Annotated in this window: 13 protein-coding genes; 5 read left to right on the forward strand and 8 right to left on the reverse strand. The window is 45.3% G+C overall.

Translation table 11 applies throughout. The features are described 5' to 3' along the window. The first annotated feature begins 358 nt into the window (after nt 1-358). Together QUB08_RS10265 and QUB08_RS10270 are read left to right on the forward strand one after the other, a co-directional pair. Nucleotides 359-1,111: a methyltransferase domain-containing protein gene (locus QUB08_RS10265; protein ID WP_333224646.1), complete on the forward strand. Its 753-nt coding sequence runs from the start codon at nt 359-361 to the stop codon at nt 1,109-1,111. A gap of 64 nt (nt 1,112-1,175) precedes the next feature. Beyond that, a complete protein-coding gene (locus QUB08_RS10270) occupies nt 1,176-2,243 on the forward strand; it encodes an FAD-dependent oxidoreductase (protein ID WP_333224647.1) in 1,068 nt (355 codons plus the stop codon). Between the two features lie 183 nt (nt 2,244-2,426). Here QUB08_RS10270 and QUB08_RS10275 read toward each other — a convergent pair whose 3' ends face one another. Continuing rightward, nucleotides 2,427-3,269 carry a Uma2 family endonuclease gene (locus tag QUB08_RS10275; protein ID WP_333224648.1) on the reverse strand — a complete coding sequence of 281 codons (843 nt, stop codon included), beginning with the start codon at nt 3,267-3,269 and terminating at the stop codon, nt 2,427-2,429. Between the two features lie 112 nt (nt 3,270-3,381). Here QUB08_RS10275 and QUB08_RS10280 point away from each other — a divergent pair, with 112 nt between their 5' ends. Beyond that, nucleotides 3,382-3,594, forward strand: a complete 213-nt coding sequence (locus QUB08_RS10280) for a hypothetical protein (RefSeq protein ID WP_333224649.1) — start codon at nt 3,382-3,384, stop codon at nt 3,592-3,594. Between the two features lie 20 nt (nt 3,595-3,614). Here QUB08_RS10280 and QUB08_RS10285 read toward each other — a convergent pair whose 3' ends face one another. The 4 genes from QUB08_RS10285 to QUB08_RS10300 all read right to left on the reverse strand — a co-directional run bounded on the left by QUB08_RS10285 (nt 3,615) and on the right by QUB08_RS10300 (nt 8,869). Continuing rightward, nucleotides 3,615-4,550: a polysaccharide deacetylase family protein gene (locus QUB08_RS10285; protein ID WP_333224650.1), complete on the reverse strand. Its 936-nt coding sequence runs from the start codon at nt 4,548-4,550 to the stop codon at nt 3,615-3,617. Nucleotides 4,551-5,628: 1,078 nt separating this feature from the next. After that, complete coding sequence (locus tag QUB08_RS10290; RefSeq protein WP_333224651.1) at nt 5,629-7,245, reverse strand: bifunctional pantoate--beta-alanine ligase/(d)CMP kinase; 1,617 nt, start codon at nt 7,243-7,245, stop codon at nt 5,629-5,631. A 323-nt stretch (nt 7,246-7,568) separates the two neighbouring features. Then, nucleotides 7,569-8,645, reverse strand: a complete 1,077-nt coding sequence (locus QUB08_RS10295) for a septal ring lytic transglycosylase RlpA family protein (protein ID WP_333224652.1) — start codon at nt 8,643-8,645, stop codon at nt 7,569-7,571. A gap of 65 nt (nt 8,646-8,710) precedes the next feature. Then, nucleotides 8,711-8,869, reverse strand: coding sequence for a hypothetical protein (locus tag QUB08_RS10300; protein WP_333224653.1), 159 nt, complete (start codon nt 8,867-8,869; stop codon nt 8,711-8,713). A gap of 272 nt (nt 8,870-9,141) precedes the next feature. Between QUB08_RS10300 and purM the strand changes: the two genes are divergently transcribed. After that, nucleotides 9,142-10,167, forward strand: coding sequence for a phosphoribosylformylglycinamidine cyclo-ligase (gene purM, locus QUB08_RS10305; RefSeq protein WP_333224654.1), 1,026 nt, complete (start codon nt 9,142-9,144; stop codon nt 10,165-10,167). A 410-nt stretch (nt 10,168-10,577) separates the two neighbouring features. Here purM and QUB08_RS10310 read toward each other — a convergent pair whose 3' ends face one another. After that, the gene (locus tag QUB08_RS10310) at nt 10,578-11,363 is read right to left on the reverse strand and encodes a pentapeptide repeat-containing protein (RefSeq protein ID WP_333224655.1); all 786 of its coding nucleotides are present in this window, start codon (nt 11,361-11,363) and stop codon (nt 10,578-10,580) included. Between the two features lie 246 nt (nt 11,364-11,609). On the opposite strand from QUB08_RS10310, the gene QUB08_RS10315 reads away from it, so the two are divergent. Then, complete coding sequence (locus QUB08_RS10315) at nt 11,610-12,572, forward strand: type IV pilin-like G/H family protein (RefSeq protein ID WP_333224656.1); 963 nt, start codon at nt 11,610-11,612, stop codon at nt 12,570-12,572. Between the two features lie 70 nt (nt 12,573-12,642). Here the strand turns inward: QUB08_RS10315 and QUB08_RS10320 are convergent, their stop codons facing one another. Next, nucleotides 12,643-12,783, reverse strand: coding sequence for a hypothetical protein (locus QUB08_RS10320; protein ID WP_333224657.1), 141 nt, complete (start codon nt 12,781-12,783; stop codon nt 12,643-12,645). Nucleotides 12,784-12,804: 21 nt separating this feature from the next. Further along, the gene (locus QUB08_RS10325; protein ID WP_333224658.1) at nt 12,805-13,059 is read right to left on the reverse strand and encodes a hypothetical protein; all 255 of its coding nucleotides are present in this window, start codon (nt 13,057-13,059) and stop codon (nt 12,805-12,807) included. Nucleotides 13,060-13,119: the final 60 nt, after the last annotated feature.

The raw sequence follows: 13,119 nt of genomic DNA on the forward strand, positions 1-13,119 counted from the left end.
CATGGATTCGTGCTGTCCCTTATTCTACTACCGGGCGCAGGACGATCGGCAGGATTTGCACAGAAGATCCGACTGCTAGAAGCTATAACCTCAGCAGCTACATCGATCGGCGGACGCGCATCTCAATTTTACAGTCAAGTTTGGTGTCCCGCCGATCCTAAAAATACAATTTAGATGCCCAACAGCCAACCCGGAACCCCTCGGTACGTCTGCAACCCCGCAGCTTGAGGAGTCAAACCGTCGCCCTGAACGCCCACTATTTTATTCGCTATAAACAAAAGAAAAATAATTTAGTGTAGTTCTGTTCAAAAATGTCAGTTAATCCTATAATGAGTTTGGTTTTTTTAGAACAAAGTAAATGATGTCTTCTTCTGTCGCACCGTCTTTTTTGCAGGGATATTGGCAAGATACTTTCAATCTCAAGCAGCATCTACAGGATTTTTTAAATTTAGATTTAGAAACAATTGAACAAGAGCTAGCCCTCGGTCAACAATCCCTAAAAGAAATAGGACATCGGGATTTTGATTGGGAAAAAGCTAGCGAGTTTTATCGCGATCGAGTCGGCCAAGCTTACCTATTTGACCTCGGAGCTTGGCATATGTCCAATCAGGATTACATAGGAGGTACTTTAACATTAATATCAGATATGGCTGTCGGTCGAGTTTTAGATTTTGGCGGCGGTATTGGCACTCATGCTATTGCAGCAGCTCTTTGTCCTCAAGTAGAACAAGTAGTCTATTGCGATCTTAACCCCATAAATTGCAATTTTGTTCAAAGCCGAGCTGCTAAGTTAGGATTGAGTGAGAAAATTTCTTGTAGTCTGGAAGTATCTCCCACAGAGGTTTTCGATACGATTATTTGTTTAGATGTGATGGAACATTTAGTCAATCCCAGTCAGCAACTGATGGATTTTCACCAAATGCTGGCTCCGTCAGGGAAGATTATCCTTAACTGGTATTTCTTTAAAGGTTTTAATCAAGAATTTCCTTTTCATTTAGAAGATAAGCAAGAGATGAACACATTTTTTACTAAACTTCAGTCGAATTTTATCGAGGTTTTTCACCCTCATTTAATCACCGCTCGTTGCTATCGCAAATTAACTGCACGTTAAGAAATCATCTTAAGGCTTATTTCCTAGAAAAAGTCCGGTAAGTAATGTATCTGAAAGTCCAATTATGTTCGATGTTGCGGTGATTGGTGCGGGTATGGCGGGGCTCAGTTGCGCTCAACGGTTGCGTCAAGCTGGTTATTCTGTGGCTGTTGTTGAGAAATCTCGCGGGGCGGGGGGACGTGTTGCTACCCGCCGCGTACAGGGTACGAGGGCAGATCACGGGGCGCGGTATCTGGAACCGCAGGGGGATGCGGTGCAGGGGTTAATTGAGGTTTTGGTCGATCGCCACATCCTCAAACTCTGGACTGATACTGTCTGGGAATTCAGACAGGGGAAACTTTCTGCTATTGCTAGTTCTTGTTATGTCTCACCTGCGGGTATGAATGCTATCGGTAAGTATCTGGCGGAGAATTTAGAGATTTGGTTTGGCCGCCGCGTACAAGCTATTTCTACTACAGATAACCAAAGCTGGCATCTTTCCCTAGAAGTCACTGACAGCAATTTAGAGATACCTCAAGAATTGATTGCTAAGGCTGTGGTTGTGGCAATTCCTGCACCTCAAGCTTTAATGTTTTTGGATGCGGAAATCGGTTTGAAATCTGATTTCATTGACAAATTGCGTTCTGTGGAGTACGAGCCTTGCATTACGGTTATGGCTGGCTATTCTGCGGCACAACAGCAAGATTTAAGTAATCTAAATCCGCAGTGGAAATCTGTTTCTTTTCCCGACAATTCTGATTTAGCTTGGGTTGGTTTAGATAGCAGCAAACGGCTCGATCCGCTGCAGCCGGTGTTTGTGGTTCACAGCAGCGCAAATTTTGCCGATCGCCATCTAGAATCTGCCGATTTGCCAACAGTCGGTCAAGAATTGCTCGCTCGCACTTCTGAATATTTAATTTCTTGGCTCAAAGAGCCGGAATGGTTGCAGGTTCACCGCTGGCGCTATGCTTTTTGTCGAAATCCTTTGCCTGTTTCTTGTTTGCCTGCGGAGGGGACTTTGCCGTTGGTTTGTGCGGGGGATTTGTGCGGGGAAGGTCAAATAGAAGGTGCTTTGCGATCGGGTTTGGCGGCGGCTAATTGGGTGAATTCTCAGTTGCAAAATTTGCCCTTAGATTCAAACCTAAATTGGTAATATGGCTCCAATTAATGTATCGATTTTGCCTCTAACGCTATGATTGCCATCCCGTCTGGGTTTAGCCCCGAAGATTACCTTGCCATCGAGCGTGATAATACCGTCCGGCATGAATATAGGCGCGGTTTGGTGTACGCGATGGCGGGAGGTAGCGATGACCACAGCCTTTGGAGTAGTCGCCCTTTATCCCAATCGCTGCACATCTTCCACCGACAGAGAAAGCGCCTGGGCAACTTGTTCGACAGTTAAACCCATTGCCAGTAGTTGGGGGATAGCATCTCGTTGTGTTTGCTCTGCTCGATCGGCCCGCTGGCGTTCCTGTTCGGTGTGGAGGCGTTCGAGTCGAGCTTGCTCGCTCCCCGTCAGTAACAAATTCCCCTGATTATCCCACCAACGCAACCAACGCTGTGTCTGATTTTGATAGCTGCCTTCCCATACGCCTAACTCTACTCCCATGCGCTCGATCAGGTAATGTCCGCGATCGTTGGGTTCCAATCGACAATAACGGGCGTTTACACAGTTGTAGACTTCCAGTTGGCTGGTTTTGATTGTATAGATGGCGTAGTAGGGAATGCGGATAATCTGTTCGTATACCCAAAACTTCCCTGGTTTTTGATTAGTACCTTCTGGCAAACGAGATAAAGGCGTGTTGTCTCGTTCTTCGGAACCATCCCCACTGGCCAATTCGATCGCAATTATTGGCACCATATACTCGCGCCAAATCACGTAAGAGCGGCGAATTTCGCCGTCTAACAAAGGCGGAACGTTCGGCACGTAGAACCAGTCAGGGGCTTCGGCTCCGCGTTCTGGTGGGTCGGTTTCGCGCCAGTAAATGCCACAATCTTGCCCGATCGCATATTGTCCGTCGGGGTGAAGCGTTTGCAGTGTGCTTTCTAGGGAATCGGTTAGCAGAATACTCTGGGGATGTTCTTGGAAGTTCTTCACGAACGTGCCGTCTGATTCGGGGAGTTGAGTGTGATCTGGGAAGGCGGGGGGCAACCCTGTCGCACTGAGACTTTGGGTCATGGCTGGTACGCGACTCGCGATCGAACTGATGCTCTGTTATAGCCTAGCGATTTTCGATTGATTTGTGTAGTTGAAGAAGGAAGAATGAAAAAGGAAGAATGAAGAATGAAGAATGAAGAATGAAGAGGGAAAAGGGAAGAATGAAGAGGGAAAAGGGAAGAATGAAGAAGGAAGAAGGAAGAAGGAAATGGAATTAAAGCAATGGTTTCAGGAGTTAAGAACGTCGCCGGTAATCGGGCGAGGTTGCTACTTCTTCCTTCTTCGTTCGGCTAGAGTTATGAAAAATTCATCTAACGACATACAAAAAATTGGAAAAATGGTGTAAAATCCAACTTTACCAAATTGTTATTTTTGTGCTGTTTCCTGTTGCTGTAAGTCTTGTTCTTGCATCTGCAATAACTCGGGAACTGTTACGAAACTGTACCCTTCCTTTCTCAATCGAGCAATAATATCAGGTAAAGCTTTTACAGTTCTCGCTCGATTGCCGCCGCCGTCGTGCATCAGCACAATGCCGCCGGAATTGGCCTGCCTCATCACGTTGTCTATCAAAGATTCGGTAAGGGTGCGCCAATCAAAAGAATCAGCAGACCACATCACAACTGCATAATTTTTCTTTTGAGCGTAAGCTGCCAATCCATTGTTTAAAATGCCTCCTGGCGGGCGGAACATCGATGTTTGGATGCCGGTTAACTCCTCAATTAAGGATGAAGTGCGATCGATCTCGCGAGCGGCACCGTCTTCGTTATACTGAAGGTATTGGTGGTTCCAAGTGTGATTGCCGATCGCGTGACCGGCTGCTGCGACGTGTTTGCCAATTTCGGGAGAATTGTGCAGGTATCTTCCTACCCAGAAGAATGTAGCCTTAATATTATTTTCCTTGAGAATATCTAGGATTTGTGTAGTTGTTTTCGGCCAGGGGCCGTCGTCAAATGTCAGGGCGATCGCCTTGTGCTGGGAGTCGAGTTTCGCGTGACTAATGGTTGTACCTTGAATCTGCGACGGTACGGCTGATTGAAATCGGATTGCCTGCACTTGGGCTAGAGCATTTTGGGAAAATTCTACTCGACGGGCGATCGCCTCGGAGAACTTATTAATATTGGACATCGGCTGTTGTTCTTGCGACTGGGATACGGCCAAGACTTGCGCCTGAATCGGTTCCAAGGGCTGATTGGCCCGCAAGTTAATCGGCCATGTCACACCCAGCAAAAAACTTCCTGTTGCTGCCATAAAAGCAAGTATTAAAGTTTTTCGCCGCCTCCACAGCAGTTTCAATTTTGTCACGTCATTCTCTCCTTCACACCTTGTACAGTTAATTTGAGATTTTATCAAAAATCTGGGTTTAAAACCCTTTCCTTCTAGGACGGCTTTAATTTCTTAAATTTCTTCCTAAAAGTCAGGAAATTTCTAGTATACTAGAGTAGTCAAGGTTAAACTCCTTTGCCATCGTGAAACAGGACATGAGACACACTTTTAGGCATAAATTGTTGGACCGAGAGCAGCGAAAACTCTTTAAACAGCTAGAGGCTGAATTCAGTAAGCCTTAAACCAGCAAAAACAAACTATTTTTAGGATTGTTAAGTAGGGTAGGGCATACCCAAACTCTAGATAAATATTCTAGTACGCTTTTGGAGATAGACCCGCTGGGATTGTCTAAGTTAGGCTCGATACTTGGTTCAATTGAACGGGTATTTGGTTTAAGTAATGCCGTAAGGATAGTCAATTTTAAGGTCAGTCGCTGAATTAAGAATCCCCACGCCTTTAGGCTGGGGAGTGTCAAGTTGATATCAAGTTAATCCACTTAAGAGGATAATCTTAAATTGGACAGTCCGTAAAAATGCTACTGGAAATAACCGATCGTGGGGAAGTCCGTCCGGATAAAAAAATTTAAGATTTGTGCGCCAGAAATCCCCTAACCCATGAAAACGCGGGATGGTTGAACTTTTTCCCCCCCAGCCACGGGGACGGCGCTCTCGGATTAATGGCACGATATTCTTAGGGACTCAGCCAGCCTCGGCCCGCGTCTCTACCTGACACTGCAAGTTGGTTTAACCTGAGATGTTGCACGATTGTCAATAAGCTTTTTAGGAACAGGCAAGATGCCTGTTCCACAAGAAAATCTACTCTTTGTGGAACAGGCCGAAAAGCCTGTTCTTTCTTGAGAAGAGTGCAAGATGTGAGTTTAACCTGAGATGTTGCACCATTGTCAATAAGCTTTTTAGGAACAGGCAAGATGCCAGTTCCACAAGAAAATCTACTCTTTGTGGAACAGGCCGAAAAGCCTGTTAAGCGAGAATGGTGCAAGATGTGAGGTTAACCGCATTTGATAGGAGGGTGATCGCGCGCGCCCAGCGTCGTAAATTTAACTTTTAGGGCCGATTCTCTCTTTGTACAAGGCGACAATCCGATCGATAACTTCAGCAACAGTCAGATTGTCTGTTTGAATTTCCACAGCATCGGCCGCTTTACGCAAAGGTGCAACCTCGCGGGTGCTGTCCTTTTCGTCCCGCAGGGCAATGTCTTGTTCCAATTGGGCCAAGCTAATATTAGCCCGATCGCTATCTTTAAGTTCTAACAGCCGCCTGCGCGATCGCTCTTGTACCGAAGCCGTCAAAAAAATCTTCAGTTCCGCATCGGGAAACACGTTAGTGCCGATATCGCGGCCTTCTGCTATAATTCCGCCTTTTGTGCCGCAGCGCCGCTGTTCCTCCACCAGAAACTGCCGCACGGCCGGAAGTGCTGCCATTTCCGAGACGCGGGATGTCACTTCCAAACTGCGAATTGCCTCGGTTACGTCTTCGCCGTTAATCTTCAACATCTTTGATGCGGGATCGAGGTTGTATTCCAAATAACTGGAACTGATTAATTCGGCGATCGCACATTCGTCGGAAATCGGCGTGTCTGTTTTCAATGCTAGCCAAGTCAGCGCCCGATACATCGCGCCGGTATCCAGATAAAACAAGTTCAAAGCTGTTGCTGCAAGGCGAGTTACGGTAGATTTGCCTGCTCCCGCCGGGCCGTCGATCGCCACAATTGGCCGGCGGTTCCTGAGAATTATATTGTCAATCAAACGAGTAGAGCCAACTCTGGCGGCCACGGCTAAAAGTCCCGCTGTTTCCACAACCTGCAAGGGCGTCAAAGTGTGGGGATCGAGGAGTTCGGCGTATTCGAGCTTGACTGCGGGTTCTTCTGCGACTGCTGCGTGGGCGACAGCGAGTGCGGCTGCTGCGGTGCGGTCGCCTGAAGAAAAAGTTTTCGAGGCTTGTTGCAGCGCGCGGTAGAGTACGGAGGCTTGCTGTTTTTGCTCTACTGTTAAATACTGATTGCGAGAACTCATTGCCAGTCCCGACTCTTCGCGGACGATCGGACAAGCGACAATCTCTACAGGCAAGTTAAAATCAAAGACCAGCTTCCGAATAATTGCTAGCTGCTGGGCGTCTTTTTGACCGAAATAAGCTTTTGTTGGCTGCACCAAACTCAAAAGTTTAGTCACAATTGCCGCGACGCCCTGAAAATGACCGGGCCTTGCTTTGCCGCACAAAACCGATGTCATCGCCGGTGGTGGCACTACTTGAGTTAAGGATGAAAGGTGAATCTCTATCTGTTTTTGGGCGGTTTGCTCTGTTTCTGTGGGTGAAGCGAAGCTATCCCGTAGGGAATCGACTGCTTGATGGCCGAACATTTCCGTTGCTGAGGGAGCAAATATGGCATCAATCCCTGCTTGTTCGCACAACAGCCGGTCTTGCTCGAAATTCCGAGGATAATCTTGAAAATCTTCTGTCGGCCCAAATTGCAGCGGGTTGACAAAAATGCTGACCAGGGTGATCGCATTTTCTTGCCTTGCCCGCTGGATCAAGCTCAGATGCCCTGCGTGCAAAGCTCCCATCGTCGGGACCAAACCGACTGTCAAATGAGGTGCAGCAGACTTTTGTAAATTTAAGTAGCAGCGAAGTGCTGCAATGGTAGTAAACAGGCGCACCGGTAGAATCTCCTGAAGGCATTCGGCAGAATACAGAGTTTATTTGTCAGAATTTGTTCGACTTGACATCTTGCACCATCCTCAAGAACAGGCATCTTGCCTGTTCCACAAAGAATAGTGCAAGATGTCAGTTTTATCTCACATCTTGCACCATTCTCAAGAACAGGCATCTTGCCTGTTCCACAAAGAATGAGTTTTCTTGTGGAACAGGCAAGATGCCTGTTCCTAAACAAGTAATTGAGAATGGTACAAGATGTCAGTTTTATTCTACTTTCTGCCTTCTACAGTTGGGATAAGTTTTGTATTCTGCCTGAGAGTAGCCTTCAGCGTCCACCAGTTGTTTGCTGCGGCGGTTCGATCACTTCGATTTCCACTCTGGCAACGCCACTGCTGATCATTCCCAGCACGTTGGCGGCGCCGGCAGACAAGTCAATGAGCCGATCGCCCACATAGGGGCCGCGGTCGTTAATGCGGACGACTACGGTGCGGCCGTTGTCGAGATTTCTCACCATGACTCTCGTTCCAAAAGGCAAGTTTGGGTGGGCTGCGGTCAAATCATTTTGGTTGAAACGCTCGCCGCTGGCGCTGAGGTTGCCGTTAAATCCTGGGCCGTACCAGGAAGCCCAGCCGCTGAGGCGCACTTGAACTGGGCCCATAGACAGCACAGCGGGTTCTGATTGGGGTTTGCCTGCGACTTCTTCCAGGGGTGGGGCGTTGCCCAGAAGCCGCCGGAGGCGATTGGTTGCTTGCAGGGCGTCTCGGCTAAAGTTGCTGGTGGTGTCGGGGAGGATGGTTTCGGCGTTGATGTTTACCAACTCCTCGCCGTTTGCCTGGATAATGTAGCGATCGCCTTTTTCCCACTTAACGGTAATGCTGTTGGGATCGATGTTGTTGCGGGCTAGCTGATTGAGTCTTGCTGCTAAGCTTGATGCCCGCCAAATTGGATCGGGTTCTTGGTTGCTAGAGTTGCTGGCAAGGTTTCCGACTTTGGGATTTTCTCTTGCGCCCGCTACTTTTGACGGACTGCTAGGACGGGCTTGGCTGTTGCCAGTTTCTCCCAAAGGCGTGTTTGTTTCCGGACTGGCGTTGAGAAATGTGATGACTGGAATGTTTCGCACGTAGACTGTCGCTGCTTGTCGCCCGCCTAAGTTGTGGGGCTGAATTTTGGCGATCGAGTCTCGGGCAATTTCAGCTCTTGCTTGATACTGATACTGTCCGACTTTTTGCGCTTCGACCCGAGTAGCGTTTAACTGCCGGGACGGTTGGGTGGCAATTACTTGCTCGGAAACCTGAGAGTTTTGGTTGTCGGCACCTGTTGCTTGTGCGTGACAAGAGGATGCCGTTCCTACCACAGGAACTAACAGGACAGCGAGTAGACCACCAACAAATTTTTCCTTCATACGTCCATTTTTGTGAATAGCCATTGCCAACCGAGATTGGAGGATTGGCCATTTGGCGGCGGGCGTCAAGGATTTCTCTCTTGCCCTTCGCCATTCCCCCGTGAGTCAAAGCAAAGTATCCGGGTGCGTTTTTGCTTTAATGCTTCCGCCCCCAAAAAAAATTGGCGGAAAATTCCCTGACACTTGACAACTCGTACTCGATCGGCAATTTGTGTTTTGTTCACGAACTGCAACAGACTACCACAAACTTTTGTGCTTGGGGATCGCTGCGATCGCGATTTTCATCAAATCCTCATCAAATTTTCTCAAAACCCTCTATCATAAAACCCTTTAGTTCCAGTGCTTACAGCCGTTTCAGTCTTTACGGAAAAATTTACAAAAATTTACAAAAATTTAGTGTATTTTGTGGGCTGCCGAATGGCTAGTCTTAAAAAAGCTGTTTGTCAACTGTTATGGGAATAAACTAAAAATTAGAAGAAATCGATTTGGCGGACTTATGGATTATCGAGAAGCAGGTGTGGATGTTGAGGCGGGCAGAGCTTTTGTCTCGCGCATCGGGAGTATGGTCAAGAGCACGCACAGATCGGGAGTTTTGGGCGGATTCGGCGGGTTTAGCGGTTTTTTTAGCGTCCCAGAGGGTTTAAAAGAGCCGGTGATGGTTTCGGGTACTGACGGCGTTGGGACTAAGTTGAAATTGGCCCACAATCTCGATCGGCACGACACGGTAGGTATCGACTTGGTGGCGATGTGCGTCAACGACGTGCTGACATCCGGGGCCGAACCCCTCTTTTTTCTCGATTATTTAGCGACGGGAAAGTTAAATCCCGAACAATTAGCTGCAGTGGTGGCCGGTATTGCTGACGGTTGCAAGCAAGCGGGCTGTGCTTTGCTCGGAGGGGAAACAGCAGAAATGCCCGGTTTTTACTCTTCGGGAGAGTACGATTTAGCTGGTTTTTGCGTGGGAATTGTCGAAAAGAGCAAATTATTAGACGGTTCGCGGGTGCAGGTGGGAGATGTGGCTGTAGGGCTGGCAAGTTCGGGCGTGCACAGCAACGGTTTTAGTTTGGTGAGAAAAATTGCGGGCGATCGGGGTTTTGACTGGCATTCCCAACCCGAAAAGTTAGGTGGCAAAACTTTAGGAGAAGTGCTGTTAACTCCGACTAAAATTTATGTTAAACCAGTCCTCGAAGCAATTAAGAGTGGTCTAGAAATTAACGGCATGGCTCACATTACGGGCGGCGGTTTGCCGGAAAATTTGCCCCGCTGTTTAGGAGTTAATCAATCTGTCAGAATTGACAGCAATAGCTGGCCAAATTTGCCAATTTTCCAGTGGATTGCTGAAGCGGGCCAAGTTGCCCCAGCAGATATGTTCAATACTTTTAATATGGGGATTGGGTTTGTGCTGTTGGTTGCTCCCAGGGAAGTAGAACAGGCTGTTAAATGGTTTGAATCTCAAGGAATTGGTGCTTGGGCGATCGGGGAAGTGATTGAGGGGAACGGAGAATTGATCATGGGTAATTAGTAGGAATCAATCCCAGGAGCTGAAGATTGCTTCGCTTTGCTTTGTGCAATAACAGACAATTTAAATCTGCATTCATCTGTGTATATCTGCGGTTAAATTTATATTTTTGAAAGTAACCGCAGAGGACGCAGAGGACACAGAGGAAGAAAGAGAAAAAGGAATTCACAACAGATGACTCGTTGCTTTAATTTTAAATAAAATTGAAATAAGCTATTGTGCCTTTAAATACGGTATAATTCCAAATTATTTCCGTGAATTAGTGTAAAATTTTATGCCGAAGTTTAAATTAATTGAAGAGCTATACTATTTATTACATCGACTCTGAAATGAAGGTTAGTTAATTATTAAAGGGAAAAAATATTAAAAACCCAAATAATGTTTGTATCACAGCTTAAATAAAAAACACCTTATTAGGCTTGTACGTGACTCAAAATTTCCAAAAACTCCTGCACAACTAGATCCGGCTGTTCGCTGCATCGGGTAGGATCGTAATGTTTGACCAGACTGATGCCAGAATCTATGAAAAGCTGGCACATTTCATCTTCTGTTGTGTTTGGATGGGATGATTCACGGTCAATTTTCAGCATTCCTAGCTTGTTTTGGTGGAAGATCAGAAAGTCAGCTTCTTGGTTTTGTCTGCCGGCGGGTGTTGTCAGTCGCAGTTGGGAGTTGGGGATGAAGAGAGTGGAAGTGCGATCGAGTATTTCGGCAATTTTCACTTGTGCGTCGGAGTGAAAGCAAAAACCGTTCCAGTTAATTTCGTTTTCTGAGTCAGATAATTCAGTTTTAGTATCAGCGTTTATTGTTTTATCTAAATCGGCTTGACCATAATCAGCTTCATTTAAGTTTGCGAATAATCTAGCTCCACTTAAGTTTGCTCCACTGAGATTAGCACCGCTGAGATTAACTTCGATCGTCAGATTTCGCTGTAGATTCACTTGACTCCGCCGTAAATATCGCTTTAAGACTGATTTGAGATTATCTTTTTTAACTTTTTCTTCTAGTGCTGTTGAAAGTAGTTTCCATAGTTTAGCACCGGCATCTTTGATATAATCATATTCATATTCAGTGCTGGCTGCAATTTCTTTATAAGACTGTCCTTCCCAGGATTGACGAAACACTATCTCTTGAATTTTGTTGAGGCGATCGTAGTTGAGGGCTGTTTCTGCGATCTCTATGGCTTCGTCAACTGTCATGTGTCAAAGTCCCCTCATAGCTAAAACTGTACTATTATAGCAGATTCTAGCTTAACAGTCCAGCAACTTGGTCTCTAGACTTGGATTGTTACTTTTATACTACTTTTAAAATACTTTTATCTTACTTTTTTGATTCTTAAGACTGATGTAGTTTTGATAATATGGAGTGTAATTAACACAATTAGTAAATTATTGAATTTCTCTTGAATTGGCAGTTTATGTTCTAGCTACCACTAAGTAATTACTATGACTAATCCTCAAAACAATTCTAATCTTGTGCCTTGGAAATGGGCTTTAATTGGTGCTGGCTCAACTTTAGTGTTAGCCTTAGCTGGCTTTGGATTATATAATTTACTGAATCCTCAAACTTCTTCAACTTTAACATCAACTTCGACTTCAACTTCTGTAGCTACTGCTTCAACTTCTGTAGCTGCTGCAAATCCTGAGAATTACGTTGCTCAACAATTATTAGGTCAATGGGCACTGCAAGGTTCAGGCCCGTCATTAAAATTAATTTTTACGCCTGAAGGGAAGTTATTTATTTGGGACAAAATTGCTTCAGCTAGCGAAGCGCGGTATCAGACTAACCTAACTGCTCAACCGAAAAATCTGGATATATTAAGAGGAGGTCAAATTACTAAAAGGGCAATTTTTGATTTAACGGCTGAGGGTAAGTTGCGTTTAGAATTAGATAATACTGGAACATCTAGACCCACATCTTTTACTTCCAATGCAGGACTTTTTAATAAAATCTCTGAGCAAACCATACTCCCTCCAAATGTTAGAGCAACAAGTCTCGAAGATGAAGAAAAAGATCAGCTAAACAAGGCTAGACAATCAGAAGCCAAACAGTATGTTGGTTCACTGAACAAAGCACAACAAGCTTTTTACGCTGAGAACTCTAGGTTCGCATCTAGCATAGAACAATTGGGAACAGGTATAAAGTCAGAAACACAAAATTATTTATATAGTATTATTGTGAGTAATGATAATCGTTGGGTTCAAGCAATTGCTTTAGCTAAGGTAGAGGGACCAAAAAACTATACTGGTATCACTCTTTCAACTACAAAAGCTAGTGGTGAAACAAATACTAAAACCATACTTTGTGAAAGCAATCAACCTTCAAAATATCCTCCAGGTTTACCAGTAATTATCAACAACATAGATATAAATTGTCCTTCAGGTTATCGAGATTTAAGCAAATATTAAGCGCCAACAATCCCTAGATACTCTGATACTTTTTCACAAGATTTTTGAAGTGCGATCGTCCCCACGGCATTTACCACATAAACAGTTCTTTGTCAACATAAACATATTTCCCGAAAACCGTCAGCGGCATCATCTCCCCGCTGCCAAGCAAATCAATTGAAACCCCATCTCGAATCAATATTTTAAACAATTCCTCGTCATCTTTTATCAAACTAGCATCTAATTCAATAACTTAACCTTCTTCCCTCATTATCTCCAACAAATCCGAAGTAGATAACTGAAATATTTCTTGTTTATTACACCGCGCAGTCAAGCAATTTCCGTAACTGCCCGTAGCTTCAATATCAGATATTGCCCATTGCTTTAAGAGATATTTTTTTTCTAAATACTCAAGGATTTTTGCAACTCCCAATTCCTGTTTTTCCTCTGCTTCGCAGCAAAGAGTCACAGCCAATTTTTGACCGATATTATAGGTAATAACCGTCATAAGGATTCCCAAATTCTACTTGATTCTCCCAGTCCGCGCAGGCGGACTTTGTTTGTGTAG

The sequence above is a fragment of the Microcoleus sp. BR0-C5 genome (assembly GCF_036705045.1).
Classification (GTDB): Bacteria; Cyanobacteriota; Cyanobacteriia; order Cyanobacteriales; family Microcoleaceae; genus Microcoleus.

What these genes read in the sequence shown, in the direction of transcription:
- QUB08_RS10325 (WP_333224658.1), bottom strand. Translation starts at nt 13,059, where the DNA reads ATGACGGTTATTACCTATAATATCGGTCAAAAATTGGCTGTGACTCTT.
- QUB08_RS10265 (WP_333224646.1), top strand. Translation starts at nt 359, where the DNA reads ATGATGTCTTCTTCTGTCGCACCGTCTTTTTTGCAGGGATATTGGCAA.
- QUB08_RS10275 (WP_333224648.1), bottom strand. Translation starts at nt 3,269, where the DNA reads ATGACCCAAAGTCTCAGTGCGACAGGGTTGCCCCCCGCCTTCCCAGAT.
- purM (WP_333224654.1), top strand. Translation starts at nt 9,142, where the DNA reads ATGGATTATCGAGAAGCAGGTGTGGATGTTGAGGCGGGCAGAGCTTTT.
- QUB08_RS10270 (WP_333224647.1), top strand. Translation starts at nt 1,176, where the DNA reads ATGTTCGATGTTGCGGTGATTGGTGCGGGTATGGCGGGGCTCAGTTGC.
- QUB08_RS10295 (WP_333224652.1), bottom strand. Translation starts at nt 8,645, where the DNA reads ATGAAGGAAAAATTTGTTGGTGGTCTACTCGCTGTCCTGTTAGTTCCT.
- QUB08_RS10310 (WP_333224655.1), bottom strand. Translation starts at nt 11,363, where the DNA reads ATGACAGTTGACGAAGCCATAGAGATCGCAGAAACAGCCCTCAACTAC.
- QUB08_RS10280 (WP_333224649.1), top strand. Translation starts at nt 3,382, where the DNA reads ATGAAGAATGAAGAGGGAAAAGGGAAGAATGAAGAGGGAAAAGGGAAG.
- QUB08_RS10315 (WP_333224656.1), top strand. Translation starts at nt 11,610, where the DNA reads ATGACTAATCCTCAAAACAATTCTAATCTTGTGCCTTGGAAATGGGCT.